Raw genomic sequence first — 2,495 nt, forward strand, 5'->3', positions numbered from 1 at the left:
CCGGTGACCGTGACCCTGTCCAATGGCCAGACCATCACCATCGAAGCCGGCAAGACCCAGGGCAGCGTCGACTTCGAAACTCCGGCCAACGACGTTTACAACAACGGCTCGACCGTCAGCGTGACCATCGAAAGCGCCACGGGCGGCAACTTCGAGCAACTGACGCCGAACCCGACCCCGGCTCAGACCACCATCAATGATTCGGTGGACACCACCACCGCGACCCTGACTGCTTCGCCAAGCGTCACCGAAGGTGGCGTGATCACCTACACCGTGACCCTGAGCAACCCGGCGCAGACCCCGGTGACCGTGACCCTGTCCAATGGCCAGACCATCACTGTCGAGGCTGGCAAGACCCAGGGCAGCGTCGACTTCGAAACCCCGGCCAACGACGTCTACAACAACGGCTCGACCGTTAGCGTGACCATCGAAAGCGCCACGGGCGGCAACTTCGAGCAACTGTCGCCGAACCCGACGCCGGCTCAGACCACGATCAACGACTCGGTCGACACCACCACCGCGACCCTGTCTGCTTCGCCAAGCGTCACCGAAGGCGGCGTCATCACTTACACCGTGACCCTGAGCAACCCGGCCCAGTCGCCGGTGACCGTGACCCTGTCCAATGGCCAGACCATCACCATCGAAGCCGGCAAGACCCAGGGCAGCGTCGACTTCGAAACCCCGGCCAATGACGTCTACAACAACGGCTCGACCGTCAGCACCACGATTACCGGTGCGACCGGTGGCAACTTCGAGCAGTTGGTGCCAAACCCGACACCAGCTCAGACCACCATCAATGACTCGGTCGACACCACCACCGCGACCTTGACTGCTTCGCCAAGCGTCACCGAAGGCGGCGTCATCACCTACACCGTGACCCTGAGCAATCCAGCGCAGACCCCGGTGACCGTGACCCTGTCCAACGGCCAGACCATCACCGTCGAAGCCGGCAAGACCCAAGGCAGCGTCGACTTCGAAACCCCGGCCAACGACGTCTACAACAACGGCTCGACCGTTAGCGTGACCATCGAGAACGCCACGGGCGGCAACTTCGAGCAGTTGGTGCCGAACCCGACCCCGGCTCAGACCACCATCAACGACTCGGTCGACACCACCACCGCGACTCTGACGGCGAACCCGTCGGTGACCGAAGGCGGCGTGATCACTTACACCGTGACCCTGAGCAACCCAGCGCAGACCCCGGTGACCGTGACCCTGTCCAATGGCCAGACCATCACTGTCGAGGCTGGCAAGACCCAGGGCAGCGTCGACTTCGAAACCCCGGCCAATGACGTCTACAACAACGGCTCGACCGTCAGCACCACGATTACCGGTGCGACCGGTGGCAACTTCGAGCAGTTGGTGCCGAACCCGACGCCGGCTCAGACCACCATCAACGACTCGGTCGACACTACCACCGCGACCCTGACTGCTTCGCCAAGCGTCACCGAAGGTGGCGTGATCACCTACACCGTGACCCTGAGCAACCCGGCGCAGTCGCCGGTGACCGTGACCCTGTCCAATGGCCAGACCATCACCATCGAAGCCGGCAAGACCCAGGGCAGTGTCGACTTCCAGACGCCGGCCAACGATGTCTACAACAACGGCTCGACCGTCAGCACCACGATTACCGGTGCGACCGGTGGCAATTTCGAGCAGTTGGTGCCGAACCCGACACCAGCTCAGACCACCATCAATGACTCGGTCGACACCACCACCGCGACCCTGACTGCTTCGCCAAGCGTCACCGAAGGCGGCGTGATTACCTACACAGTGACCCTGAGCAACCCAGCGCAGACCCCGGTGACCGTGACCCTGTCCAATGGCCAGACCATCACCATCGAGGCTGGCAAGACCCAGGGCAGTGTTGACTTCGAAACCCCGGCCAATGACGTCTACAACAACGGCTCGACCGTTAGCGTGACCATCGAGAACGCCACGGGCGGTAACTTCGAGCAGTTGGTGCCGAACCCGACGCCGGCTCAGACCACCATCAATGACTCGGTCGACACTACCACCGCGACCCTGACTGCTTCGCCAAGCGTCACCGAAGGTGGCGTGATCACCTACACCGTGACCCTGAGCAACCCGGCCCAGTCGCCGGTGACCGTGACCCTGTCCAATGGCCAGACCATCACCATCGAAGCCGGCAAGACCCAGGGCAGCGTCGACTTCGAAACCCCGGCCAATGACGTCTACAACAACGGCTCGACCGTCAGCACCACGATTACCGGTGCGACCGGTGGCAACTTCGAGCAGTTGGTGCCGAACCCGACACCAGCTCAGACCACCATCAATGACTCCGTCGACACCACCACCGCGACCCTGACGGCGAACCCGTCGGTGACCGAAGGCGGCGTGATCACTTACACCGTGACCCTGAGCAACCCAGCGCAGACCCCGGTGACCGTGACCCTGTCCAATGGCCAGACCATCACCATCGAAGCCGGCAAGACCCAGGGCAGCGTCGACTTCGAAACTCCGGCCAACGACGT

General features: G+C 62.9%; 1 protein-coding gene. It reads left to right on the plus strand.

The features are described 5' to 3' along the window. Positions 1 to 2,495: immunoglobulin-like domain-containing protein (locus tag ACIQYU_RS26420; RefSeq protein ID WP_402802780.1), on the plus strand; the 2,495-nt coding region annotated here is incomplete at both ends.

It is taken from the genome of Pseudomonas sp. NPDC096925, from assembly GCF_044762545.1.
GTDB lineage: Bacteria > Pseudomonadota > Gammaproteobacteria > Pseudomonadales > Pseudomonadaceae > Aquipseudomonas.